General features: G+C 41.2%; 21 protein-coding genes and 3 pseudogenes. 19 read left to right on the forward strand and 5 right to left on the reverse strand.

All coding sequences use genetic code 11. The features are described 5' to 3' along the window. Positions 1–45: 45 nt before the first annotated feature. From AWH02_RS04420 to AWH02_RS04445, 6 genes and pseudogenes are all read left to right on the forward strand, one after another. Positions 46–732, forward strand: coding sequence for a DUF4947 domain-containing protein (locus AWH02_RS04420; RefSeq protein ID WP_060553133.1), 687 nt, complete (start codon positions 46–48; stop codon positions 730–732). Between the two features lie 92 nt (positions 733–824). Next, positions 825–2,096, forward strand: coding sequence for a TRZ/ATZ family protein (locus AWH02_RS04425; protein ID WP_060553132.1), 1,272 nt, complete (start codon positions 825–827; stop codon positions 2,094–2,096). A 283-nt stretch (positions 2,097–2,379) separates the two neighbouring features. Then, positions 2,380–2,589: pseudogene (locus AWH02_RS04430) on the forward strand (PTS transporter subunit EIIB); the annotation flags it as partial. A 251-nt stretch (positions 2,590–2,840) separates the two neighbouring features. Further along, the gene (locus AWH02_RS04435) at positions 2,841–4,103 is read left to right on the forward strand and encodes a CapA family protein (RefSeq protein ID WP_060954907.1); all 1,263 of its coding nucleotides are present in this window, start codon (positions 2,841–2,843) and stop codon (positions 4,101–4,103) included. Positions 4,104–4,206: 103 nt separating this feature from the next. Further along, positions 4,207–4,434, forward strand: a complete 228-nt coding sequence (locus AWH02_RS04440; RefSeq protein WP_060553129.1) for a hypothetical protein — start codon at positions 4,207–4,209, stop codon at positions 4,432–4,434. 16 nt (positions 4,435–4,450) lie between these two features. Beyond that, positions 4,451–4,645 carry a hypothetical protein gene (locus tag AWH02_RS04445; protein WP_048777391.1) on the forward strand — a complete coding sequence of 65 codons (195 nt, stop codon included), beginning with the start codon at positions 4,451–4,453 and terminating at the stop codon, positions 4,643–4,645. A 110-nt stretch (positions 4,646–4,755) separates the two neighbouring features. On the opposite strand, the gene AWH02_RS04450 is transcribed toward AWH02_RS04445, so the two are convergent. Continuing rightward, positions 4,756–5,628: an AraC family transcriptional regulator gene (locus AWH02_RS04450; RefSeq protein ID WP_060553128.1), complete on the reverse strand. Its 873-nt coding sequence runs from the start codon at positions 5,626–5,628 to the stop codon at positions 4,756–4,758. Between the two features lie 112 nt (positions 5,629–5,740). Between AWH02_RS04450 and AWH02_RS04455 the strand changes: the two genes are divergently transcribed. The 13 genes and pseudogenes from AWH02_RS04455 (at position 5,741) to AWH02_RS04520 (ending at position 20,631) form a co-directional block, all read left to right on the forward strand. After that, on the forward strand, positions 5,741–7,177 hold the full coding sequence (locus AWH02_RS04455) for a glycoside hydrolase family 1 protein (protein ID WP_060553127.1): 1,437 nt from the start codon (positions 5,741–5,743) through the stop codon (positions 7,175–7,177). 122 nt (positions 7,178–7,299) lie between these two features. Continuing rightward, positions 7,300–8,970, forward strand: coding sequence for a MutS-related protein (locus AWH02_RS04460; protein ID WP_060553126.1), 1,671 nt, complete (start codon positions 7,300–7,302; stop codon positions 8,968–8,970). Continuing rightward, positions 8,967–9,794 (forward strand): Cof-type HAD-IIB family hydrolase, encoded by an 828-nt coding sequence (locus tag AWH02_RS04465; RefSeq protein ID WP_060553125.1) that lies wholly within the window; start codon positions 8,967–8,969, stop codon positions 9,792–9,794. Before AWH02_RS04460 ends, AWH02_RS04465 begins: the two co-directional genes overlap by 4 nt. A gap of 4 nt (positions 9,795–9,798) precedes the next feature. Continuing rightward, complete coding sequence (locus AWH02_RS04470; protein ID WP_060553124.1) at positions 9,799–10,431, forward strand: SGNH/GDSL hydrolase family protein; 633 nt, start codon at positions 9,799–9,801, stop codon at positions 10,429–10,431. A gap of 329 nt (positions 10,432–10,760) precedes the next feature. Further along, positions 10,761–12,536 carry a pyruvate oxidase gene (gene spxB / locus AWH02_RS04475; protein WP_060553123.1) on the forward strand — a complete coding sequence of 592 codons (1,776 nt, stop codon included), beginning with the start codon at positions 10,761–10,763 and terminating at the stop codon, positions 12,534–12,536. 109 nt (positions 12,537–12,645) lie between these two features. Continuing rightward, positions 12,646–12,993 (forward strand): VOC family protein, encoded by a 348-nt coding sequence (locus AWH02_RS04480; protein ID WP_060553122.1) that lies wholly within the window; start codon positions 12,646–12,648, stop codon positions 12,991–12,993. Between the two features lie 541 nt (positions 12,994–13,534). Then, positions 13,535–15,109: an ATP-binding cassette domain-containing protein gene (locus AWH02_RS04490; protein WP_060553121.1), complete on the forward strand. Its 1,575-nt coding sequence runs from the start codon at positions 13,535–13,537 to the stop codon at positions 15,107–15,109. Positions 15,110–15,359: 250 nt separating this feature from the next. Next, positions 15,360–15,620 carry a SemiSWEET family transporter gene (locus AWH02_RS04495; RefSeq protein ID WP_001291473.1) on the forward strand — a complete coding sequence of 87 codons (261 nt, stop codon included), beginning with the start codon at positions 15,360–15,362 and terminating at the stop codon, positions 15,618–15,620. A 208-nt stretch (positions 15,621–15,828) separates the two neighbouring features. Beyond that, a complete protein-coding gene (locus AWH02_RS04500; protein WP_060553120.1) occupies positions 15,829–17,268 on the forward strand; it encodes a 6-phospho-beta-glucosidase in 1,440 nt (479 codons plus the stop codon). Between the two features lie 382 nt (positions 17,269–17,650). After that, positions 17,651–18,331 carry a response regulator transcription factor gene (locus tag AWH02_RS04505; RefSeq protein ID WP_060553119.1) on the forward strand — a complete coding sequence of 227 codons (681 nt, stop codon included), beginning with the start codon at positions 17,651–17,653 and terminating at the stop codon, positions 18,329–18,331. Between the two features lies 1 nt (position 18,332). Next, on the forward strand, positions 18,333–19,208 hold the full coding sequence (locus AWH02_RS04510; protein WP_048777376.1) for a sensor histidine kinase: 876 nt from the start codon (positions 18,333–18,335) through the stop codon (positions 19,206–19,208). 449 nt (positions 19,209–19,657) lie between these two features. Next, positions 19,658–19,891 (forward strand): annotated as a pseudogene (locus tag AWH02_RS04515) (hypothetical protein); the annotation flags it as partial. Positions 19,892–20,012: 121 nt separating this feature from the next. Beyond that, positions 20,013–20,631 (forward strand): annotated as a pseudogene (locus tag AWH02_RS04520) (helix-turn-helix domain-containing protein). An 88-nt stretch (positions 20,632–20,719) separates the two neighbouring features. Here AWH02_RS04520 and AWH02_RS04525 read toward each other — a convergent pair. The 4 genes from AWH02_RS04525 to AWH02_RS04540 form a co-directional block, all read right to left on the reverse strand. Next, a complete protein-coding gene (locus tag AWH02_RS04525) occupies positions 20,720–21,442 on the reverse strand; it encodes a lantibiotic ABC transporter permease (RefSeq protein WP_060553118.1) in 723 nt (240 codons plus the stop codon). Continuing rightward, positions 21,435–22,367 (reverse strand): ABC transporter ATP-binding protein, encoded by a 933-nt coding sequence (locus AWH02_RS04530; protein ID WP_060553117.1) that lies wholly within the window; start codon positions 22,365–22,367, stop codon positions 21,435–21,437. Before AWH02_RS04530 ends, AWH02_RS04525 begins: the two co-directional genes overlap by 8 nt. A 144-nt stretch (positions 22,368–22,511) precedes the next feature. Beyond that, on the reverse strand, positions 22,512–23,207 hold the full coding sequence (locus AWH02_RS04535) for an ABC transporter permease (RefSeq protein ID WP_060553116.1): 696 nt from the start codon (positions 23,205–23,207) through the stop codon (positions 22,512–22,514). 11 nt (positions 23,208–23,218) lie between these two features. Continuing rightward, positions 23,219–24,127 carry an ABC transporter ATP-binding protein gene (locus AWH02_RS04540; protein WP_060553115.1) on the reverse strand — a complete coding sequence of 303 codons (909 nt, stop codon included), beginning with the start codon at positions 24,125–24,127 and terminating at the stop codon, positions 23,219–23,221. Positions 24,128–24,233: the final 106 nt, after the last annotated feature.

The raw sequence follows: 24,233 nt of genomic DNA on the forward strand, positions 1-24,233 counted from the left end.
TTTTAGATAAGGGATAATGATCATAATAAAAAGGAGTAGTGAAAGATGAGATTAAAAAGATTTTCGACGCTTTTGTTTACTATTTTAACGATTATCACTCTGGTAGCTTGTAAATCTAATGGTAAAGGGCAGGCTAATTCGGATAAACTAGCTGAAGAAAGTTCAAGCTCAAAATCAGAAGAAAAGACTAAGTCAACTAGTAAAGAAAAGAAAACTAGTAAAGAGACTCAGTCGTCAAGTAAGGAAAGTGGAGAGAAGGATAATTCTGGATTCTCAGAAAAAAGGGAAGCTTCGGATGAAGGAGACCAGTCAGCTCCAAAAGATAAAATCTATGCAAAAGGACATGGAAGTGTATCTTACAACTCTTCTGATGGACAAATCAAAGCTCAAGTGCCTAGTTATGAAGGTTATACTGAAGAAAAAGTCAAAGAAGCTCTGGGGGAACCCGAGGCAGTGATAAGGGATCCAAAATACCTCACTGGAAACTTTAGAAACCAAGAAATTAAAAACTTAAAATCATTATATTTAGACCAGCATCTTACAAAAGAGCAGCTGAGCGCCTTTGGTGCTGCAGTAGCAGATGTTGCAGTCGGAGTTGGACTAGCTGGGGGAGAAGACTCTGATAACAGTTATGTTTTATATAGTTACAAGAAGAACGAGGTTTTTCTCGTATTTTATAAAGGCCAATTATTATATATTACACCGGACCCTGATTATCTTAATTTCGAATAAACTATCAGAATCTCTTGAACTATTTTATAAGGCCTGTTATAATAGCTAAAATCTCCTGAGTGCAAGTGTTTAGAAAGTGAGGATATATCCGGATGAAAGCTTATACAAATGTCAATCTGGTGACCTGTGATAGCGAATTTCATGTTTATCGGGAAGGACTGCTTGTGGTGAAAGATGACCGCATTGCCTACTGTGGACCCTATGACCAAGCTTGGCTAGCGAAATGTAGTGAAACAGTGGACTATGAGGGGGCTTGGATCATGCCAGGATTGGTCAACTGCCATACTCACTCGGCCATGACTTTGCTACGTGGGATTCGTGATGATAGCAATCTGCATGAATGGTTGGAGGATTACATCTGGCCAGCAGAGAGCCAGTTTACAGCAGAAGTGACCACTAAAGCAGTTCAATTTGCTCTGGCTGAGATGTTGCTGTCAGGAACAACAACATTTAATGATATGTATAATCCTCATGGGGTGGATATTAAGCAGATTTATCAAGCTGTCCGTCAGTCGGGGATGCGCTGTTATTTCTCGCCAACTCTCTTCACTTCACCAGCAGAAACAGCAGCAGAGACCCTGGCTCGTACCCGGGCTATTATAGAGGAAATCCTCTCCTATGATGACGAAGATTTTCAGGTCATGGTGGCTCCTCATTCACCCTATGCCTGTGATGAAGATTTGCTACAGGGCAGTGTAGATTTAGCGCGTGAGTTGGATTTGAGGCTTCATATCCATGTAGCAGAGACCAAAAATGAAAATAAAATTATCCTAGAACGCTACGGTAAACGGCCTCTAGCTTTCTTGAAAGGGCTGGGCTACTTGGAGCGACCAGCCATTTTTGCTCATGGAGTTGAGCTGAATCCGTCAGAGATTGCGGATTTAGCGACGTCATCAGTCAGCATGGCCCACAATCCTATCAGTAATCTCAAGCTGGCTTCTGGTGTAGCCCCGGTGACTAACCTACTAGCTGCTGGTGTGACTGTTGGCCTGGCAACAGATTCTGTCGCTTCTAACAATAATCTAGATATGTTTGAAGAAGGTCGGACCGCTGCTCTACTTCAGAAGATGCGGGTAGGTGATGCAAGTCAGTTTACGATTGATCAAGCCTTGAAAGCACTGACGATTGAGGGTGCTAAAGCGCTGGGTTTGGAGGACAAAATTGGTAGTCTGGAAGTGGGGAAGCAAGCCGATTTCATTGCTATTCAACCAAAGGGGCGGATTCACCTTTATCCTTTGGAAAATATGCTGTCGCACCTCGTGTATGCTGTGAAGGGAAGCGATGTTCAGGATGTCTATATTGCCGGTCGGCAGGTTGTCCGAGATGGCCAAGTTTTGACAGTGAATGTCAATATAGAAGATTGATTTTGAGAAGAAAATAGAGGCTGCATCTGCTTTCAGCCTCTTTTTTTAAAATACTTTCTAAAAATATTAAATATTTTTTAGAAAACGCTTGCAATTTTAAAATCATATGCTATACTAGATGTAAGGATTGTTACTGATCACGCAGGCAAAACCTAGATGAATACAAATAATGAGTTAGTACTTTGTTCTATCTTCTCATTTGGTATTCGTCTAGGTTTCTTCTTTTTTTCAGGAGCTTGAAGAACAGGCCTAGCGTGATCAAAATAGAACAGGAGGATCCCAAATGGCTAAAGATTATACCGAATTAGCTAAGGACATTGTTGCCCATGTTGGGGGCAAAGACAATATTACCAAACTAGTACACTGCGTGACACGCTTGCGTTTTTCCTTAAAGGATGAATCAAAGGCAGACACAGACTACCTGATGAAGCGAGAAGGGGTTGTAACGGTTGTCAAAGCCGGCGGTCAATATCAAGTCGTTATTGGAAATCATGAATCATTGTCACCAATATGAGTCGCTTCAGAGATCTGAAGGTTTTGGCAGAAGGGGAAGTTGACCTAGGGGATACTCTATTTGAATTAAACTAAAAACCATATGAAAAGAGCAGGATGTGGATGTCACCTGCTCTTTTTAAGTTTCAAAAGGTCTTAAGGTTCAGATATTTTAATAATGACGATGTTTTTCTAGAGGATGACTGGAACATCTATTTTATGGTAAAATAGATATGGTAGGAGGCGACAAGGATGAAACGTTCGGATAGAAGAAAAGCTGAAGCCCAAAAGAAGTGGTTTGTTTTTGCTTTGTTTAGTCTGATTATTCTTTCAGCTAGTCTCATTTTATTTTTCCAAAAGGAAATAGATGCAAGAAAGCAGACGAGGCAGGCAAGTATAGAAAATAAAAGTTCAGCTAGGCCGAAGACAGTAGCAAACAAGCAGGTTCAAACGGCTCGTATCATGGCAAATGGTGATTTGCTTTACCATGATGCCCTATATATGAGCGCCCTACGAGAAGATGGTAGCTATGATTTCTCAGAGAATTTTAAGTATGCTAAAGAATGGCTCCATCAAGCAGATCTTACGATTGGAGATTTTGAAGGGACCATTAGTCCAGACCTACCTTTAGCAGGCTATCCGCTGTTTAATGCACCTGAGTCAGTAGTAGGAGCTATTAAAGATGCGGGTTATCATGTGCTTGACTTGGCTCATAATCATATTTTAGATTCTCAATTATCTGGTCTATTTTCAACTGCTAAGGCTTTTGAAGACCAAGGAATTACACCGGTTGGTGTTTATACCCATGAACCACGTGGCCAAGCGCCTCTGACTATTAAAGAGGTAAATGGGATTAAAATAGCTATTTTAGCCTATTCCTACGGATTTAATGGAATGGAAGGAAATCTCAGTCAAGATGAATATGACCAGCATTTATCTAATCTTGATGAGGAGAAAATGAAATCGGAAATCGAACGTGCTGAGAAAGAAGCCGACATTACAGTTGTTATGCCCCAAATGGGAGTAGAGTATCAGCTACAACCGACAGAAGAACAGGTAACCCTCTACCACAAAATGGTGGACTGGGGTGCAGACATCATCTTTGGTGGACACCCACATGTGACACAACCATCTGAAACTCTGGAAAAGGACGGCCAGAAAAAACTAATCATCTACTCTATGGGAAATTTCATCTCTAATCAACGGATTGAGACCATGGAAGGAGTTGAAAATGCTCAGTGGACCGAGCGGGGTGTTCTCATGGATCTGACTCTTGAAAAGACGCTCAAAGGTACCCGAATCAAGAGCGCTCAGGCTCATCCGACCTGGGTCAGCCGTGTAGAAAAAGGAGGATTTTCTGCTGAAGGCTATCCGCTTTATAGCTACCAAACTCTGATTCTGGAAGACTTTATAGAAGGTGGAAAATATCGGGATAGACTGGATGAGGCTACCAAAGAACGGGTCGACATAGCCTACCGGGAAATGAATGAACATGTTGCCTTAAATTGGGATTAAGTGTGTTCTCGTCAGTCACTACAGCCAGAAGAGCATAGCTTTTCTGGTTTTCGTTTGGTGAGACAGATGGCATTTGCTATAATGAACAGAAAGGAGCCTAGAGATGGAAGGTATTGGGAGTGGTTTGTTGATGGTGGGTTTCTTTGTTCCTGTGTTTTATATACTATTGATCCTTAGTCTGCCAGCTCTTTTGGTAATTTTCTTTGGTCAACCAGGTAAATCTCTCTATTTGAAGTTCTTGGGACGTCTATGGCTCTTGTTTGGCATGGGGCTTGCTTTATACTTTGTTTTTGGAATTATCTATGCCCTCATTACTGGTCATGCTTACTAGATAATTAGGAGGGATCATGTTCTTATATCAATTCATTTTCTTTTGGTTGCTTTTGGTGATTTGGTTGATTCTGGCTTTAGCAGCCATCGTTCTGCTGATTTTTGGCCTTTTTCTTCGCCGCAATTTCTTTAAAGAGAAGTTAGGACATTTGCTTTTGCGGAGTTTGCTAGTGTTGGGACTTGTTAATATCATTCTGGCCTTGCTGACTTAAATGATTTGGATAAAAAGACAAGCAAGATAAAAAAGATAATTTTCAATATTTTTGACAAATAAAACAGCCTCGGATATCGTCGAAGCTGTTTTTATGTGTTTCAATAAATGTCATTTCTTTCGGTACTGTCTGGGAGTCATTTGATAGTATTTTTTGAACTGACGATTGAAGTTAGATAGGTTGTTGAAGCCAGATTGATTCGCGATTTCAAGGATTGAAAGATTTGAATGTTGCAGAAGCTCGGTCGCCTTTCTCAAGCGAAACTGAATGAGGAACTCCATGCAGGAGATGCCAATATGTTTTTTGAAAAAGTTCATAAAATGAGTAGCGCTGTAGCCACAAATATTAGCCAGACGATTAATTGTCAACTCCTCCTGATAATGAAGGCTGATGTAATCAATAATATTCCTGATCTTCTCTTCCTTACGATAGCCTTCCAAGGATTGCGTTTTAGAGACAACATAACCATTTTCAAAGAGTAGATAGAAAAGCTGGTTGAGCTGGGCTTTTATTTGAAATTCAAAGTAGTCCTTGCGATGATAGCCGGTCTCCATGGTTTCAATCAGACAGGAACGGATGGCTTGATATCCCTTGTGATGGGGTTCGATTACGTGAACAAAGTCCAGCTCCCCCTTGTAGAGGGGTTGCAGGTAATCGATACTAGCCTGGTCCATTGCAGAGTAGCCCATTAAGTCTAGCTGAAAATTCAAGGCATCCATGTAATGTTTTTGATTTTCGATAGGATGAATGGAGTGAAGAGCATTGGGGCGGATCAGGATGATGTCTCCCGCCTTGCTGTTGAAATATTCCTGGTCAATATGAAACTTGGCAGTTCCCTCATGAACATAGATCATTTCAACGTCAGTATGCCAATGAAAGAGGATGTCCGGTTGCCCATTTTCAGTAATAGTGCGGGTCAGTGAATAGGGGGTCCCTTGATTTTTATATACGGTATTTTTATGAAGCTGTCCAAGATCTAGCATTCTCTGCTCCTTGTAGTAGAATAGTATCAATATATAAGAGAATTGTGCAAGAAAACATTTTCATCTAAGATTATAATATAATCAAAGAAAAAACGAAAGCGAGAAAATACAAATGGCTAAATTTCCTAAAAATTTCCTCTGGGGTGGTGCAACGGCGGCCAACCAGTATGAGGGCGCCTATAATCTGGATGGAAAAGGCCTGTCTGTTCAGGATGTGACTCCAAAAGGTGGAGTGCCGGCCTCGCCAGGTGATCGCAATCCTTTGATTACTGAGGGTCCGACACCAGATAATCTCAAGCTGGAAGGAATTGATTTCTACCATCGATATAAGGAGGACATTGCCCTCTTTGCGGAGATGGGCTTCAAGGTCTACCGGACTTCCATTGCCTGGTCTCGGATTTTCCCAAACGGAGACGAGCTGGAACCCAATGAAGCTGGCCTACAATTTTATGATAATCTTTTTGACGAGCTGGCTAAATATGGAATTGAGCCTCTGATTACCCTGTCTCACTATGAAACGCCCCTGCATTTGGCGCGTCAGTACAATGGCTGGGCCAACCGTGATTTGATTGGATTTTACGAGCGCTATGTTCGCACGGTTTTTACCCGCTATAAGGACAAGGTCAAGTATTGGCTAACCTTTAATGAAATCAACTCTGTCCTCCATGCGCCTTTTATGAGCGGAGGCATTGCCACGCCAGCTGAAGATCTGTCCAAACAGGACCTCTATCAAGCGGTCCATCATGAGCTGGTGGCTTCTGCCTTGGCAACAAAGATCGGTCATGAGATCAATCCTGATTTTAAGATTGGCTGTATGGTTCTGGCTATGCCGGCCTATCCTATGACACCTAAGCCTGAAGATGTGCTGGCAGCACGGGAATTTGAAAATCAAAACTACCTCTTCTCTGATATCCATGCGCGTGGAAAATATCCAGCCTATATCAATCGTTTCTTCAAGGAAAATGGGATTGAGATTCAGTTTGCGCCGGACGACAAAGAGCTTTTGGCTGAAAATACTGTAGACTTTATTTCCTTCTCCTACTATATGAGTGTGGTTGCGGCTCATGATCCGGAAAATTATTCTTCCGGCCGAGGCAATCTTTTAGGTGGTATTATGAATCCTCATCTGGCTAGCTCAGAATGGGGCTGGCAGATTGACCCAGTCGGCCTGCGCTTGGTTCTAAATAGCTTTTATGATCGCTATCAGCTGCCTCTCTTTATCGTGGAAAATGGTCTTGGTGCCAAGGATGTCTTAGTGGATGGTCCAAATGGCCCAACGGTTGAAGATGACTACCGTATTGATTATCTTAAACAGCATTTGCAGCAGGTGGGAGAAGCGCTGGAAGATGGCGTAGAACTGCTAGGTTACACGACTTGGGGCTGCATTGACCTGGTCTCAGCCAGCACGGCAGAACTCAGCAAACGTTACGGCTTTATCTACGTTGACCGCAACGATGACGGTAGCGGAAGTCTAGCCCGTTACAAGAAAAAATCTTTTGATTGGTACAAAGAAGTCATTGCGACGAATGGAGATAGTCTCTATCATTAAAGAGTAAAAAGTGGGTTTTCGAACCCGCTTTTTAATTGTTGGCGGTTGAATGCCTCTTTGATTTTTACTATATCAAGTAGTATAATGAGGGGGATTATTTCAATTGCTATTAAGGAGTTCTTATGTTTGATTCTTCTTTTAAAATCCTGTTCTTTATTTTAGGGATTTGTGTTGTGATTTATATTATTGGAATAGTGAGTCGTCGCCGTTTCAAACAAAAATTGGCAGGCTACTGGGGAAGTTCTAATCGTTTGGCTAAAGCCGATAGCGAAGCGAGTCTATGTGAGTCTCTTCTGCTGGAAATGGAACTTCAGTCATACGATAGCTTAGTAGACGATCAAACCTGGTCGGATTTGGATTTGTATGATATTTTCTCTAAGATAGATGCTGGAACCCAGTCTAGTCTTGGTTCTGAGTACTTGTATAGTAAACTGAGGTTGCAGCACTTTGAAGCAGATCCAATTTTTGAACAATTGCAGAGCTACCTGAAAAACCATCCCAAGGAGCGCTTGGATCTGCAAGTTTTATTTGCTCAGTTAGGTAAGAAGAATTACAATCATGCTAAGAAATTAGTTTTACAGCCCATCAAGCCCAATTACTGGTGGCCTCTTTATATCCTCTTAGGTTTGTTGCCAATTATCTCCTTGTGTCTGATATTTGTAGCTGGTTCACTAGGCCTAGTTCTATTTTTGACCAGCCTAGTGGTTAATATAATCTTTTCGGCCATGACGCGCTGGTCTTTATCTATGAAGCTGGAAAATATGAGTTATTTGGTCAGAATTTTCTATATAGCTGATAAAATGAAGGGATTGAATTTCCCAGGTCAAGAATACTTGAAATCGTCTAACAAACCTTTCCGTGCTGCTAGGGTATTTGGTTCGGTTTTTCAAAATCAATCAGGTGGGTCAGAGTTGGAAATCATCTTGCTCTACCTTAATATGATTTTCTTAATTCCTCAGATGGCGCAATCCTATATTTCCAGACAAATTTTTCACCATCAGCAAGAGGCAAAGTCTGTTTTAGATATTCTCGGTCGCCTGGAAGCAGCTATAAGCCTTTTGAACTATAAAGATTCTCTTCCTTTTTACTGTCAGCCGATTTTTTGTGAAGAGGCAGGAATAGAGGGCAAAAAACTCTATCATCCTCTACTTAGTCAGCCAGTCAGCAATGATGTCAGCTTTACCAAAAATATCATGATCAGCGGAGACAATGCTTCTGGAAAATCTACTTATCTACGGACAGTTGCTATCAATGCTATCCTAGCTCAAAGTCTGAACTTTGCCTGTGCAGAAAGTCTCAACCTAGCCTATGGTTCGGTCTTGACAGCCATGGATGTGAGCGATAGTATCGAGACAGGCGACAGCTATTTTATTGCTGAGAGTCGCACCATTAAGCGGATGCTAGAGAGTTTGGAACAAGAAGGAATCCATTATTTCTTCATCGATGAGCTTTTTAAGGGGACCAACACTCTTGAGCGGATTGGTGCAGGTCTAGGTATTATAAAATGGCTGGCCGAGCGTCGCTGTCTATACATGATTTCCAGTCATGATGTGGAGTTGGTGGCTACTTCTGGAGACTTAAATGACCAATTTCACTTCGACAGCCAATACCGTGATGGAGAGATTGTATTTGATTATCAGATTAAAGAGGGTAGTGCCCTGACCAAAAATGCAGTGAATACACTTGAAAGCCTTCATTATCCCAAGGAAATAACGGATGGGGCTAGAAGAATTATCCAAGACTATGAAACGAGCGGTCAGTGGCATTTGCCAGAAGAAGAGGAAAATGTATGAGCATCAGAATGATTGCGACAGATATGGATGGGACCTTGCTGGATGGTCAGGGACAGCTAGATCTTCCTCGTCTGACTACTATTTTAGATGAGCTAGATAAGAGGGACATTCGCTTTGTAGTAGCTACTGGTAATGAAATTGGTCGGATGCGAAAACTTTTTGGTACAGAACTGACGAATCGTATTACCTTTGTCGTGGCTAATGGCGCCCGAATTTTCGAAGGGGAAGACAAGATTGTGGAGCAGCATTGGGATAGCCATCTGGTCCAGGATGTTTTAGAATATTTTGCTGGCAGAGAACGAAATTACCATTTGGTTGCTAATCTGCAAAATGGTCCTCACACCTTAGAAGGCATGGATTTTCCTATTATAGATAGAATTATGACAGAAGAAAGAGCCAAGGAATTCTACCGGCAGATTCATTTTCTCAGTGACTTTCAGGAGCTGGATAAAGAAGCTGTTATAAAAATGAGTATCGTAGTAGATGAAGAGCAGACTAGTTCTGTGACACAGAGAATCAATCAAGATTTTGCAGGACGTCTCAATGCAGTTACCAGTGGTTACGGGGCTATTGATCTATTGCCAAGAGGAATCCACAAAGGTTGGGGACTGCGTAGTTTGATGGAGCGTTGGAAGATTGACGCTGATCAAATTATGGCCTTTGGCGACAGCGAAAATGATCTAGAAATGCTTGAATTGGCGGGTTATTCTTTTGCTATGGAAAACGGAGAAGAAAAAGTCAAAAGAATGGCCAAATATATTGCACCAAGTAATGATGAGACAGGTGTTCTTCAAGTTTTAGAGCAGTATTTAAAAGAAAGATAGGGATATGGCAGTACAATTATTAGAAGAATGGCTCTTGAAAGAGCAGGCAAAAATGCAGGATAAATACCGAGAATTGAATCAAGTATCCGTTAAGGAACCAGATATTATCTTTATCGGAGATTCCATCGTAGAATACTACCCTTTGCAGGAACTATTGCAGACGAATAAGGTTCTGATTAACCGTGGGATCCGTGGCTACAAGACGGATTTGCTCCTAGACAACCTTGATGCCCATCTCTTTGGTTCTGCTTTAGATAAGGTTTTTATTTTAATAGGAACCAATGATATTGGCAAAGAAATGCCTCAGTCTGAGACACTGGAAAATCTTGAAGGAGTGATTCAGAAGATTTCCAGAGAGTACCCATTGGCCCAGATCCAACTTCTATCAGTCTTGCCAGTGAATGAGGGAGAAGAGTACAAGGGGACAGTTTATCTCAGGACGAACGAGAAGATTCAGGACCTCAATCGAGCTTATCAAGGCCTAGCCAGTATCTATACCAATGTCCAGTTTATTGACCTTTATGAAACATTGCTGGATGAGACTGGCCAGCTAGGCCAGGAATTCACCACAGATGGCCTCCATCTAACTATTGCTGGTTATGCAGTCCTGTCTAGTGAGTTGGATAAGTATTTGTAGATGAGACTACTTACATCATTTAAAGACACAACTTGGTTCCGTTAAGGTAGGAATCAAGTTTTTTGTTTTCCTTTTCTTCCATAAATTTTCTGCGAACAAAGCTTGATTTCAAGGGAGTTATGAAAATTATTATAAAACACATTGGAGTTTGTGAAGAAATAACTGTCTTGTGTTATGTAATAGTTCTATCTTGTCTCTGAGCATATTCTTATACAAGTGAGAAAAAACATGGTAAATTGATATAGTAAAGTTTCTTGAAGCGTTTTCATTCACAAATGGAAATGTTTTCAATAACTGAAAATTTAATTTATTGAAGGAGAGTTATTCTTATGACTCAAGGGAAAATTACTGCATCTGCAGCAATGCTCAAAGTATTGAAAACATGGGGCGTAGACACAATCTACGGTATCCCATCAGGAACACTCAGCTCACTCATGGATGCTTTGGCTGAAGACAAAGATATCCGCTTCTTGCAAGTTCGCCACGAAGAAACAGGTGCTCTTGCTGCGGTCATGCAAGCTAAATTCGGCGGCTCAATTGGGGTTGCAGTTGGTTCAGGTGGTCCAGGTGCGACTCACTTGATTAATGGTGTTTATGATGCAGCTATGGATAACACTCCATTCCTTGCTATCCTTGGATCACGTCCAGTTAACGAATTGAACATGGATGCCTTCCAAGAACTTAACCAAAACCCAATGTACAACGGTATCGCTGTATATAACAAACGTGTAGCTTACGCTGAGCAATTGCCAAAAGTAATTGACGAAGCTTGCCGTGCTGCGGTTTCTAAAAAAGGCCCAGCTGTTGTAGAAATCCCAGTAAACTTCGGTTTCCAAGAAATCGATGAAAACTCATACTACGGTTCAGGTTCATATGAGCGTTCATTCATCGCTCCTGCCTTGAACGAAACTGAAATCGACAAAGCGGTTGAAATCTTGAACAATGCTGAACGCCCAGTTATCTATGCTGGATTTGGTGGTGTTAAAGCTGGTGAAGTGATCACTGAATTGTCACGTAAAATCAAAGCCCCAATCATCACAACTGGTAAAAACTTTGAAGCCTTTGAATGGAACTACGAAGGTTTGACAGGTTCTGCTTACCGTGTTGGTTGGAAACCAGCTAACGAAGTGGTCTTTGAAGCAGACACCGTTCTTTTCCTTGGTTCAAACTTCCCATTTGCTGAAGTTTACGAAGCATTCAAGAACACTGAAAAATTCATCCAAGTCGATATCGACCCTTACAAACTTGGTAAACGCCATGCCCTTGACGCTTCTATCCTTGGTGATGCAGGTCAAGCAGCTAAAGCAATCCTTGACAAAGTAAACCCAGTAGAATCTACTCCATGGTGGCGTGCAAACGTTAAGAACAACCAAAACTGGCGTGATTACATGAACAAACTCGAAGGTAAAACTGAGGGTGAATTGCAATTGTACCAAGTTTACAATGCAATCAACAAACATGCTGATCAAGACGCTATCTACTCAATCGACGTAGGTGACACTACTCAAACATCTACTCGTCACCTTCACATGACACCTAAGAACATGTGGCGTACATCTCCACTCTTTGCGACAATGGGTATTGCCCTTCCTGGTGGTATCGCTGCTAAGAAAGACAATCCAGATCGCCAAGTATGGAACATCATGGGTGACGGTGCATTCAACATGTGCTACCCAGACGTTATCACAAACGTTCAATACGACCTTCCAGTTATCAACGTTGTCTTCTCAAATGGTAAATATGCCTTCATCAAGGACAAATACGAAGACACAAACAAACACTTGTTTGGTTGTGACTTCCCTAATGCTGACTATGCGAAAATCGCTGAAGCTCAAGGAGCTGTTGGATTTACAGTTGACCGTATCGAAGACATCGACGCAGTTGTTGCAGAAGCTGTTAAATTGAACAAAGAAGGTAAAACTGTTGTTATCGATGCTCGCATCTCTCAACACCGTCCACTTCCAGTAGAAGTACTTGAGTTGGATCCAAAACTTCACTCAGAAGAAGCAATCAAAGCCTTCAAGGAAAAATACGAAGCAGAAGAACTCGTACCATTCCGCCTCTTCTTGGAAGAAGAAGGATTGCAATCACGCGCAATCAAATAATTCCTCTCGTCGAAAATCAAATGTAAACTTTGTAGATTTTATTCTTTGATTTTCAAGAGTCGAACTTGAAAAGATCGGAGTAATCCGGTCTTTTTATGGAGAATAGTCAATGAATTTAAATCAATTAGATATTATCGTTTCAGATGTTCCCCAAGTCTGTGCTGACTTGGAACGTATTTTTGCTAAAAAAGCCGATTATGTTGACGACAGTTTTGCACAGTTCACGATCGGCAGTCACTGTCTCATGTTGTCCCAAAATCATTTGATTCCTTTGGAAAATTTTCAGTCAGGCATCATTCTTCATATTGAGGTTGAGGATGTAGATCAGAACTACCAACGGTTGAAAGAATTTGGTGCCGAGATTTTACACGGCCCAGCTGTAACCGATTGGGGGACAGAAAGCCTGCTAGTTGAAGGGCCTGCCGGTCTAGTGATTGATTTTTATCGAATGAAATAGGACGTGTAGTCATTTGAAGTTAACCTTAGAGGAAGGAATAGAGAGATTGTGTCTCTACGAACAGAAATGTGATAGTACGGCATGTATAGTGGTAGATAAGGGAATTTGAAATTAGTTTGTACTCGATTGAATATTATTAAAATGTAGAACTTTTCTAATATTCTGATTTTTCTTGAATTGTTATTTTAATAGTTGTATAATGTATTTGAGATAAAGCAAAGATAAAGAGGTGGTAATATGAAAGTTATCACGATATGTATTGAGGTACGACACAGAAGATGGTAGCGTGTATTTCAACACTAAAAATAATCATTCATTTTTAATCACGGATGAATTAAAGCAGACAATACAGAAAAATAAAACAACTGAAAGTGAATATATTGCCTATTTAGAAGAGAATAAATATTTTCCTGAAGTAAATGAGGTAAACAAATATTTAAAACAGATAGAAGATAGGAATAATGAGATTATAATATTTGTTAAATTTATATGATAAAAATGGAGAGGAGTGCTAGCCTCTCTCTTTTTCTAGGAGGGCATTATGAATAAAATATTTCACTATCTGGATAAGAAAACGAAGTTTTATACTATCATTGGTGCACTAGCAAATGGAGGTTTGGCTCTTGCTCAACCCTTAGTCGTATCACAAGCCTTGTCCTTAAATCAAGGAGAACTGACTTATTCTAAAATCATACAGTTTGCTGTTTTCGGCTTTACAGTATACTTTGTCCTGTATAGCTTAATGCTCTTTTGTAATCATACACATAATGTTTTTCGTCGTGAAATTCAAATGAATATGAGGGCAGATTTATTTAGCAAGCTGATGACAAATAAAGATTTTAGCGAAGATGAAAAAATCACCATGCTCACACAAGATATGGAGTATTTGGGGGATAATTACTTAGAAAAATACGTCAATATCATTTGCTGGATCTTTGTTGCATTACTAACAGCGATTTATATTATTTCGCAAAATTTGTTGCTAGGTAGCATTTTTGTCTTTTTCACAATTTTACGTCCTATTCCTCAGTTCTTGATGAATAAAAGACTCAAACATACTGGTGATGACATGGCGCAAGGCAGAGTAGAAGTTCATAATCAAGTATCTGATAGTATCCGAGGATCACATACTCTACTCATGAACCAAGCAATTTCTGAAAATCAGAACAGATTTTGGAAGATTAATCAAAATTATCAACGAGCAATTCAAAAATTTTGCTTTACCCATAATATTATTTTCTTTTGCAACGGATTCATGGTCTTTTTAAGCCAAGTTTTACCACTTGTTTTAGGTTTTTACTTTGCTATGGCTGGGCAGAAAGTGTCAGTGGCAAGTCTTGTTGCCATGTACATCGCAGCAGGTCAGCTAGTGAGTCCTATTCAGACTATTATGTATGATGCTGTAGATATACAAGGGGCAAAAACGACAGCAGATAAGATTTTTGGAATATTAGAAATTGGAGATGTAAAACAGATAGATAAAAAAGATGCGCAAGAATTGCATGCCCTGCACATTAAAAATTTAAGTAAATCCTATGGTGACAGACAGCTTTTTACTCATCTAAACTTGGATGTTCAAGCAGGTCAGAAAGTTTTAATCAAAGGACCGAGTGGTTGTGGTAAGTCAACCTTGTTCCGACTTATTACTGGAGAAGAAATAGCAGATGAGGGAGAAATTATCGGCGTGACATCTGTTAATGAATGTACATCAAGTTTTGTATCCAGTATAGGAATTATTAGCCAACACCCATTTCTCTTTAACGATACAGTGCGTTACAATTTGACCTTAGGACAAGAATTTTCTGAGGAAGAGTTGTTTGCTGTTTTGAAACAAGTCAAACTAGATTTTGAATTGACAGGTGGGCTGGATTTTATTATCAAGAATAATGGGGAGAATATTTCTGGGGGACAAAGGGTGCGGATTGAATTGGCACGCTTTCTTCTTCGTAGAAAAAATCTATTATTAGCTGATGAAGTGACAGCAACTCTAGATAAAGAAAACGCCCTCATGGTACATGAACTACTATTTTCTCTTCCTGTTATGATGTTAGAAATTGCCCATCATATTGATGATGAAAGTAGATATCAACAAGTTGTAGATTTAGGAAAATATTGATTCTGGCCCAAAAGTCATTTTTTTCATAAAATGAAGTAACTCTTTCAGCAATAAAAGACCCAGTATCAAGATTTTTCAGAACATAAAAATATGCGTTATTCTGCTTATAAATACTTTTCCCAACTTCACTCTTATTTCTTATCACAAGATTGTGATAGTTTACATCTTTATAACAAAAGTTTTAAAGACTTGATTGTTTTGAAAGAAGATTATAAAATAAGATTCAGCAAAAATGAAAGAGGTTTTGAAAATGTCTGAAAAACAAATGAAAATTTTGGGTTGGGTAGCGACCTTCATGTCTGTTATGATGTATGTGTCTTACTTCCCACAAATCATGAACAACTTGGCTGGTCAAAAAGGGAACTTCATCCAGCCCTTGGTTGCAGCGATTAACTGCAGTCTCTGGGTCTACTATGGACTTTTCAAAAAGGAAAGAGATATCCCTCTTGCAGCAGCCAATGCACCCGGGATTGTTTTTGGTCTAGTAACTGCTATCACAGCTTTGATTTAAAAGGAACGGAGGAGACTGGTTTTCAGTCTTCTTTTTTTGTTTCAGGGGAGGCTATTTGCTTTTTCGAGAGGATAATTTTTTTAAAAACGATCTGATTAACTTAAATAGTAGAATAGTATCAGTATGTCACAGTATTTTATAAGAAAAGGTTTACAGAATGAGCTATAATATGAGTAAATAAACAAGCAATTAGAAAGCGAGTAGAAATATGACTGAAAAACTGACTTTTCCTGATGGTTTCTTGTGGGGCGGAGCGACAGCTGCCAACCAGTGCGAAGGCGCTTATGATGCGGATGGTCGCGGGCTAGCCAATGTAGATGTGGTGCCGATTGGTGAGGATCGTCTGGCCATCATCACGGGTAAGAAAAAGATGTTTGACTTTGAGGAAGGCTATTTCTACCCAGCCAAGGAAGCCATTGATATGTACCATCGCTTCAAGGAGGACATTGCTCTCTTTGGCGAGATGGGCTTTAAGACCTATCGGCTGTCCATTGCTTGGAGCCGGATTTTCCCTAAGGGGGATGAGCTGGAGCCCAATGAAGCTGGCCTGAAATTTTACGAAGACCTCTTTAAGGAATGCCACAAGTACGGCATTGAGCCCTTGGTGACCATTACTCACTTTGACTGTCCCATGCACTTGATTGAGCAATATGGTGGTTGGCGGAGTCGCAAAATGTTGGAATTTTACGAGCGTCTCTGCCGCACTCTCTTTACCCGTTACAAGGGCTTGGTCAAGTACTGGCTGACCTTCAATGAAATTAATATGATCCTCCATGCACCATTTATGGGGGCGGGGCTCTGCTTTGAAGAAGGTGAAAATGAGGAGCAGGTCAAGTACCAAGCGGCCCATCATGAGCTGGTAGCCTCAGCCATTGCTACCAAGCTGGCACATGAGATTGACCCGGAAAATAAGGTAGGCTGCATGCTGGCGGCGGGTCAAAATTATCCTAACACCTGCCATCCACGCGATGTATGGGCTGGTATGGAGGAAGACAGGAAAAGCTATTTCTTCATCGACGTGCAGGCGCGTGGTGAATATCCCAACTATGCCAAGAAAGCTTGGGAGCGCGAGGGCATCACTGTCGAGATGACAGAAGAAGACCTACAGCTGCTCAAGGAGCATACGGTGGACTTCATTTCCTTCTCATACTACTCTAGCCGGGTGGCTTCAGGCGACCCTAAGGTCAATGAGCTGACCGAGGGCAATATCTTTGCTTCTCTCAAGAACCCTTATTTGGAAGCTTCTGAGTGGGGCTGGCAGATTGATCCGTTGGGCTTGCGCATTACGCTAAATACCATCTGGGATCGTTATCAAAAGCCTATGTTTATCGTGGAAAATGGTCTGGGTGCAGTGGATACTCCAGATGAAAATGGCTATGTGGCTGATGATTACCGGATTGACTATCTGGCGGCCCATGTCAAGGCTATGCGGGAAGCCATCAATGAAGACGGTGTGGTGCTGTGGGGCTACACGACCTGGGGCTGTATCGACCTAGTATCAGCCGGCACTGGCGAGATGAAGAAGCGCTACGGCTTTATCTATGTGGACCGGGACAATGAAGGCAAGGGAACACTCAAGCGATCTAAGAAAAAATCCTTTGACTGGTACAAGGAAGTCATCGCGACTAACGGAGCGTCTGTGAAATAAGAAAAAGGCTGAGATATGAATGTCTCAGCCTTGTTTTTGATTTGTCCCCATTCCGATCTTAGACTGAATCGGATGAGAACTGGGAGAACCCAAGCATTATGACCCTAAAAAGAAATAGTGTAAATAAATTTTCTTTTATAAATCCTCAATAGCGAATCTTATACTTCTAAAGATAACTCTACAAAATACTCTAATCATTCTTTGTTTCCTTTCTACACGCGATCCAGAAATATTGCTTTCTTTCATTGTAAGGAACAGGTTTCAAATATTCTTCAAGAAATTCTAAAATATTTCTAAAGTTTTGTACGAAGATGACATTTCATTGACTTACGGCTTTTTCCTTGCTACACTAATAGTAAAAATGGAACAGAGGAGAAGGACTGTGGCTAGAATTCTGGTGATTGAAGACAATAATGATATTCATGCGATTCTGACAAGTCTGTTTGAGAAAGAACATGAAGTATACTCGGCTTATTCGGGAACAGAAGGGCTGGCTGTTTTTGAGCGGGAAAAGCCTGATCTGGTCTTGCTGGATATCATGTTGCCTGGTAAGAATGGTGACCAAGTATTGAAGGAAATTCGCAGGACTAACAGCCAAGTGCCTATTCTAATGCTGACGGCTTTGGGAGAGAAGTCGCTTGTCAGTGAGTATCTTTTAAATGGAGCCAATGACTATATTGTCAAGCCCTTTAATCTGGATGAGGTCTTTGCCCGTGTAACAGTTCAGTTGCGTAGTCAGCAAGTCGCATCGGCAGAGGAAGAAAGTCTTTGTTTTAAGAATATTCAATTGTTGCCAGCAACTTTTCAGGCTGTTTGTGGGGAACGAGAGATTCGTTTGAGTAAGAAAGAATTTCAAATTTTTCAACTCTTGCTCCGCCATCCTAAAAAAATCTTTACTAAAGAAGCTTTGTTTGAATCTGTATGGGAAGAAGCCTATCTTCCTGGGGACAATACCCTCAATACTCATCTTAGCAACCTACGTAAAAAGCTGGCTCAGCTGGATCCATCCGAAGAGTATGTTGAAACAGTTTGGGGCCTAGGTGTAAGACTCAAGGAGGACTGAAATGGGAGTTCTTGCATTTTTATTGGCCATTATCTGCCTACTTTTAGTCCTTGTCTTGATACGTTATCATATAGCAGTTAAGGATGTAGCCCAGCAAATCCGGCAAAAGCGTCAACAGGCTAGTTCTAGTAGGCTAGCTCCATCGGTCCATGTAGCAAGTATTCTAGAGCTGACTGAAGAGGTTGAGGAGATCTTTCAGGAGCTGGATAAGACGACCTTTGTGGTGCAGCAAGAGAAAAAGACTCTGGACATGGCTATCAGTAATATTGCTCACGATATCCGGACGCCTTTGACCATTGCTAGTGGCTATACCCAGCAACTATTAAAAGAAAATAACCAAGAGAGTCAGCAACTAGTCAAGATTGCGGATAGTCTGGGGATGGTATCCAAACGGCTAGAAGCCTTGATGGAGTATCGCCGACTGATGGAGGGAGCTATTCGCCCAACCTTTGTTAAGACGGATCTTTCTCAGCTGGTGACTCAGCAACTTTTTGCTTATTACGATGCCTTTCAGAAAGCTCAGATTGACTTGGATCTTGATTTGACTGAAGGTTTGACCTTGACAACGGATCCTGATATTTTGGAGCGTATTGTCCAAAATATGATAAGTAATGTCCTTAAGCATGGTCAAAAGGCTGCCAGTATTTCTCTGAAACAAGACGGAGAGCACTGTATCTTTATCGTCAAAAATATCGTTCAACAACCAATCTTGCACCTGGATAAATTAACCAACCGTTTCTATTCAGAAAATCTCTCCAGCAGTGAGGAGTCCTCTGGTCTAGGTCTTTATATCACCCAGCAGTTAGTCGAAATCCTAGGTGGGGACTTGACCATGAGAGCCGAAGACGACTGGTTTGAACTGGTTGTGACCTTGTAAAAAAGACTTGAAAAAGCAAAATAAGGAAGGCTCAGCTCTATCAGCTAGCCTTAAAATCCGCTCATAAACCTCAGCTAATTTTTGAATTGGCTGAGGTTTATTTTTAGATTAAACCAAAGAAAGGCTTGATAAAAATGCATTTTTGTTTTGTGATTTGAAAAGTCAATTATCTTAGAGAGGCCATTTTGCCTGTCAAAGTGAAAAATCAACCAACTGCTCTAAACCCTTGATATAACTGACTTGCAACTGACAGTTGACAATGATTCCAAGTTCAATCACCCAAAAAGCAACTAGATTTTTTCTTTATTCCAAGTCCAGTCGCTAGAAAGGCAACTGGCTTTTTTGTTAATCTGAAAGCAGAAGCCAAGTTTTTGATTTCGGAATGAACGAATCGCTGTCTTTGAGGATTTTGATTAAAAACTTGAGTTTAATTTGAAGGAGGAAAAAGCATGAAGAAAGTTCCTTTATTCATTATGCTAATCTTATTTTTATTTTTAACTGCTTTATCGGCTGCTGCTGATGAGGCTCGACTTCCCTCTGAGACATCCTATAGCCAAATCGGACAGAAAATCCAAGACTATGTCAAGGAACATGAAAAGACATCGGCTAGCATGGCGACAGCAGTCTTCGACAAGGACGGTACCATTTACCAAGATTTCTTTGGCTATATGAACAAAGAAAAAGAATAAACCTAGCATTGTATGATGAGGTGACAGGCAGACTTTGCGGTGTCTTCGCCTTGTGCTATAATAAGTGTCAATGAAAGAAAGTATAAAAAATAAGAAAGAGTAGGTAAAACAATCCATGAATCTATCAGACAGAATCCAGTACCTGCGAAAAGCGCGGGGCATTTCGCAGGAGGGGCTAGCCGACCAAATCGGTGTGTCCAGACAGGCCGTTTCCAAGTGGGAGAGCGAGCAGAGTATGCCTGATTTGGATAAGATCATTTCCATGAGTGACTATTTTGAGGTGACTACAGACTATCTGCTCAAGGGAATTGAGCCTGTAGTCCAGAAAGAGGAAGAGCAGTCAATCGAGCACAGGAGAATTGCCAGCAATATTTGCTATCAACTCACTCTTGGCTTGGTCGGTCTGGGAATCATCCTCTCCATTATCCTAGCTGATTTTCTCAAGGTTAGTGTCTTGCTAACGCCGGTGCTGATCGTCCAGGGAGTAGGGCTACTGGTGTGGGGAACAGGCCACAATCTATCCGAGGTAAGACCTTCTTTTCAGGTTAAGCTAGCCTTGATTTTATTCTTGCTTTTTGTTCCTCTCGGATTTCTATCTAATGTTCTTTTTCCTATGGGCAAGATCTTTCCATATCCGACTAGTCTAGCAGCTAGCCTTGCCTTTGTCATTTTCTACCTTATCCTAGGAGTCTGCATCAGTCTGTTCTTGAAAAAGCAAAGATTGGAAGCAGTGAAAGAAAGCCGATAAAGCGGGCTAGACCAGAAGGGGTGAAATCCGCTCAAAAAAACTCAGCTAATTTAGTGATTAGCTGAGTTTTTATTTTACAAATCTCTCTTCTTCAGTGTAGCCAGTCCTGCTATGGTAAAGACCGTGATTAGACTGAGAGCAAAGATAGCTGTTTTGGCGATGACACCTGGTATTGAAGCGTCTTCATAGAAGAACTCCATCTTGATAGCCTTGAACCATTCATTATTGGCATCGAACATTTGACTAGGGAGACCGAGTAAGATGTAGGTCATGATATAGGTGATAAAGACGACACTATAGTTTCGAGTCAAGTAGAGGACAAAGCTGGTAATGCAGTACCAAGCGTAGGTACAGATGATCTGCATGACAAAGAGTATTGCGAATTGTCCCCAGAAATTAGCTGGTAGGGTTCCCATATTACCGCCGGTTCGGACAAATTCGATGACAATACCAAAAGTGTAGAGCAGTATGAACTGTAGAGGAAGTAAGCTGCCGATAACCAGTGCTTTAGAGAAGTAATATTGGGTCCGAGTCTTGCCTGTAGTCAGGTTATTGTGATAAAGTTTGTCATTGAGATCAACACCGAGAAGCAAGCTAGTCATGACATTGCAGGCAATAAAGAGCATGCCAATATTGTAGGTGACGGCATATATGGCAAAAAAGATACCGTTGTCGGAACTGACGGCTTGGGAAGTGAAAATGGCGAGGAGAATTCCAAAGATGCAGAAAGCCTGCACTCCCCAGAATCCTACGGAGCGGAAGATACGGTAGTAATCCGCCTTGATGCTATTAAACATGGGTGTTCCCTCCTTCTTGGTTGATTAAGTCTGTAAAGTATTTCTCTAAGTCTTTGTGGGCGTAGTAGATTTCCCCGATTGGGATATCTGCTAGGATTAATTCCTTGGCAATCTTGCGAATTTCTTGTACTTGGCCGGAAATATGCAGCTCATCTTCCTTGTTGGTCGGTCTGAGCTGGTAGCCGAGCTTGTCTTGCACTAAATGAGCAGCTTGCTGGATATTATCCGTTTTGAGGATGATATAGTCGCCGCTTTTTTGGTCAAATTCTTCCTTAGACAGCTCTTTGATAAAATGCCCTTGATTGATAAAGCCAAAACGAGTGGCTACTAGATAAAGTTCGGACAGGATATGGCTAGAAATAATGATAGTGATGTCCAGTTCTTGATTGAGGCGCTTGACCATTTCTCTAAATTCCTGAATCCCAACTGGGTCTAAGCCATTGATGGGCTCGTCCAGAATGAGCAAGTCGGGACGCCCCAAAATGGCAATGGCAATGCCCAACCGCTGTCTCATCCCCAGAGAGAAATTACGGAATTTCTTCTTTCCAGTATCAGTCAGGCCGACGTACTGCAGGGTTTCTTTGATGACTTTGTCAGCATTTGGAATGCCCCGGTCGGTACAGTAGTAACGCAGATTTTCATAGGCCGACATGTGGGCATGGGCTACAGGGGTTTCGATGACAGATCCAGTATGGCTGAGGGCTGTGGTCCATTCTTGTTGGCTCTGAGAGCCCAGGACAGACACGGTTCCTCCGCTAGGATAGATGACTTGAGTGATGATTTTGATTAGCGTGGTCTTACCAGCACCGTTTTTACCAATGAGACCGTAGATCTCTCCTTTCTTGATGGAAAGACTGACATCTTTCAGAGCATATTGATCACCGTATTTTTTAGTGAGCTCTTTCACTTCTAAAACATTTTGCATGCTGTTTCTCCTTTAATTCCTTTGTTTATAGTTTTAGTATACAAACTAAATTTCAAATATTTCTAAAGACTTTTTAAAGTATTTCTAAAGAAATATAAAATGAAAAGATTAAAAGGAGCCAGTTAAGAACCAGCCCCTTTTTTACTATAAATCTTTTTTGTGGAAAGTATAGAGACTCGCTGCGGTGAAGACGGTTCCAAAGACCAAGGCGATGAGAACAATTCTCAAGGTTACGCCACTGCTTTGAAGCGTCCCAAAATCAAAGCTCAGGGTGAAATGCTGCAACCATAAAGATTTGGGGTATAATTGCGCAAGAGCTCCGGTTAAGGATGCGCAGAAAAGGTAACCTCCCAGGGCAGCAATCATAGATTTACTCAGATAAAGAATAAAGGAAATAATGGCTGTCCAAGCCATGACAGTCAGGCATTGCACAAAGAATAGAAGAATAAATTGAAGTAAGAAGGTGGCGGATAAATCACCAATACCGTTTAGAATAGTCGCTAGGATAAAGTTGATACTATAAAAGAGAGCCAACTGCAAGAAGGTTAGGCAGACCATGACTAGGGCTTTAGAGATGAAAAAGCTGGTACGGGAAACACCGCTGGTCAATGTGTTCTTGTAAAGCTGCTTGTTCAGATCTGTCCCGATGACGATCATAGAGAGGATAATGATGATAAAAGTATTATTACCGATTGCGCTGGAGCCAGCTTGTATCAGCTGGACGGCATTTAATTTGCTAAAGACTGCGCTCAAGGTCGTCAGTAGAAAGATGAATTCGGTAATCCAAACAGCCTTGGAACGAAAGAAACGGTAAAAATCTGCTTGAAAAGTATGTAACATGTTTTTTCTCCTTACTGGACTAAATCTGTAAAGTATTTTTCTAAATCTTTGTGAGCTGCATAGATAGCATTGACATGAATATTGGATAGGACCAACTCCCTGTTGATGTCATTTAGTTCCTGTTCTTGGGCGACAATGTGCAACTCGTCAGATTTATCAGATTCTTTGAGCTGATAGTGGAGCTTGCCTTGGATGAGGTTGGCGGCCTGGTCTTTATCGCTGGTCTTGAGGACGATATAATCTTCGCTGGCTCGGTCAAAGTCATCCTTGGTGAATTCTGCGACAAGCCGTCCTTGGTCAATCACCCCAAATTTGGTGGCTACCAGATAAAGCTCGGACAAAATATGACTGGAAATGATAAAAGTGATTCCCAACTCTTGGTTGAGCCGCTGAATCATCAGGCGAAATTCCTTGATGCCAAGCGGATCTAAGCCGTTGATGGGCTCATCTAAAATCATGAGTTCAGGCTTGTTTATAAGGGCAATAGCGATCCCCAGACGCTGCTTCATTCCTAGCGAAAAGTTGCGGAATTTCTTTTTACCAGTATTGCTCAAGCCGACATAGGCCAAGGTTTCCTTGATGAGCTGGTCGGGTTGGGCAATCTGGTGGACCTTGCAGTAGTAGTTGAGATTTTGATAAGCAGTCATTTGATTGTAAGCGACCGGTGTTTCGATGACGGTACCTATCTTGCGCAGGGCTTCATTCCATTCCTTAGAGTTCTGAGAACCAAAGACAGACACGGTTCCGCTGTTGGCATGAATGAGCCGGCTGATGGTCTTGAGAAGAGTGGTTTTGCCAGCTCCGTTCTTCCCAATCAGTCCATAAATATCGCCTTTCTGGATCGAAAGACTGACATGGTCAAGGGCATATTGCTGGCCATATTGTTTGGTAACTTGCTTTACTTCTAAAACAGTTTGCATGGTATATTCTCGCTTTCTTAGGTTTAACTATAGTATACAAGCCAAATTTCAAATATTTCTCAAGTCTTTTTAAAGTATTTCTAAAGAAATACGAAATGCAAAAACA

The organism is Streptococcus gordonii (assembly GCF_001553855.1).
Taxonomy (GTDB): Bacteria; Bacillota; Bacilli; order Lactobacillales; family Streptococcaceae; genus Streptococcus; species Streptococcus gordonii.

Bases quoted from the DNA above. Each gene is read 5' to 3' on its own strand.
- AWH02_RS04420 (WP_060553133.1), top strand. From the start codon at position 46: ATGAGATTAAAAAGATTTTCGACGCTTTTGTTTACTATTTTAACGATT.
- AWH02_RS04425 (WP_060553132.1), top strand. From the start codon at position 825: ATGAAAGCTTATACAAATGTCAATCTGGTGACCTGTGATAGCGAATTT.
- AWH02_RS04435 (WP_060954907.1), top strand. From the start codon at position 2,841: ATGAAACGTTCGGATAGAAGAAAAGCTGAAGCCCAAAAGAAGTGGTTT.
- AWH02_RS04440 (WP_060553129.1), top strand. From the start codon at position 4,207: ATGGAAGGTATTGGGAGTGGTTTGTTGATGGTGGGTTTCTTTGTTCCT.
- AWH02_RS04445 (WP_048777391.1), top strand. From the start codon at position 4,451: ATGTTCTTATATCAATTCATTTTCTTTTGGTTGCTTTTGGTGATTTGG.
- AWH02_RS04450 (WP_060553128.1), bottom strand. From the start codon at position 5,628: ATGCTAGATCTTGGACAGCTTCATAAAAATACCGTATATAAAAATCAA.
- AWH02_RS04455 (WP_060553127.1), top strand. From the start codon at position 5,741: ATGGCTAAATTTCCTAAAAATTTCCTCTGGGGTGGTGCAACGGCGGCC.
- AWH02_RS04460 (WP_060553126.1), top strand. From the start codon at position 7,300: ATGTTTGATTCTTCTTTTAAAATCCTGTTCTTTATTTTAGGGATTTGT.
- AWH02_RS04465 (WP_060553125.1), top strand. From the start codon at position 8,967: ATGAGCATCAGAATGATTGCGACAGATATGGATGGGACCTTGCTGGAT.
- AWH02_RS04470 (WP_060553124.1), top strand. From the start codon at position 9,799: ATGGCAGTACAATTATTAGAAGAATGGCTCTTGAAAGAGCAGGCAAAA.
- spxB (WP_060553123.1), top strand. From the start codon at position 10,761: ATGACTCAAGGGAAAATTACTGCATCTGCAGCAATGCTCAAAGTATTG.
- AWH02_RS04480 (WP_060553122.1), top strand. From the start codon at position 12,646: ATGAATTTAAATCAATTAGATATTATCGTTTCAGATGTTCCCCAAGTC.
- AWH02_RS04490 (WP_060553121.1), top strand. From the start codon at position 13,535: ATGAATAAAATATTTCACTATCTGGATAAGAAAACGAAGTTTTATACT.
- AWH02_RS04495 (WP_001291473.1), top strand. From the start codon at position 15,360: ATGTCTGAAAAACAAATGAAAATTTTGGGTTGGGTAGCGACCTTCATG.
- AWH02_RS04500 (WP_060553120.1), top strand. From the start codon at position 15,829: ATGACTGAAAAACTGACTTTTCCTGATGGTTTCTTGTGGGGCGGAGCG.
- AWH02_RS04510 (WP_048777376.1), top strand. From the start codon at position 18,333: ATGGGAGTTCTTGCATTTTTATTGGCCATTATCTGCCTACTTTTAGTC.
- AWH02_RS04525 (WP_060553118.1), bottom strand. From the start codon at position 21,442: ATGTTTAATAGCATCAAGGCGGATTACTACCGTATCTTCCGCTCCGTA.
- AWH02_RS04530 (WP_060553117.1), bottom strand. From the start codon at position 22,367: ATGCAAAATGTTTTAGAAGTGAAAGAGCTCACTAAAAAATACGGTGAT.
- AWH02_RS04535 (WP_060553116.1), bottom strand. From the start codon at position 23,207: ATGTTACATACTTTTCAAGCAGATTTTTACCGTTTCTTTCGTTCCAAG.
- AWH02_RS04540 (WP_060553115.1), bottom strand. From the start codon at position 24,127: ATGCAAACTGTTTTAGAAGTAAAGCAAGTTACCAAACAATATGGCCAG.